This window comes from Pseudoalteromonas sp. 5Ae-yellow, assembly GCF_014077565.1.
GTDB lineage: Bacteria > Pseudomonadota > Gammaproteobacteria > Enterobacterales > Alteromonadaceae > Pseudoalteromonas.
This window is the reverse complement of sequence record NZ_JACGWD010000187.1, coordinates 1-318: the sequence shown is the minus strand read 5'-3', so window position 1 is coordinate 318 and position 318 is coordinate 1. Positions and strand designations below refer to the sequence as shown.

Genomic DNA, 318 nt, shown 5'->3' with positions numbered 1-318 from the left:
GTAATGTCCTACTTTCACATAGCAAATGCTACACTATCATCGGCGCTGTTTCGTTTCACTACTGAGTTCGGCATGGAATCAGGTGGGTCCAAAACGCTATTGTCACCAAGCAAATTTGGGCGTTAATCCGTATCGCTACGCACTAACTGAATTTGGAAAATATCTGATAATATTTTTTAAGTCTTTCAGTAAATATCTACTTTAGTTATATTAACTTCTTCGCTTGTTTCACTATCACATAAAACGCGTTTGGCGTTGTATGGTTAAGCCTCACGGGTAATTAGTACAAGTTAGCTTAATGGCTCACACCACTTCCAC

General features: G+C 39.0%; 1 rRNA gene. It reads right to left on the bottom strand.

Annotation, left to right across the window (positions count from 1 at the left end):
• A 5S ribosomal RNA gene (rrf, locus tag H4J63_RS19920) occupies positions 1–110 on the bottom strand; the annotation flags it as partial.
• Positions 111–318 lie beyond the last annotated feature (208 nt).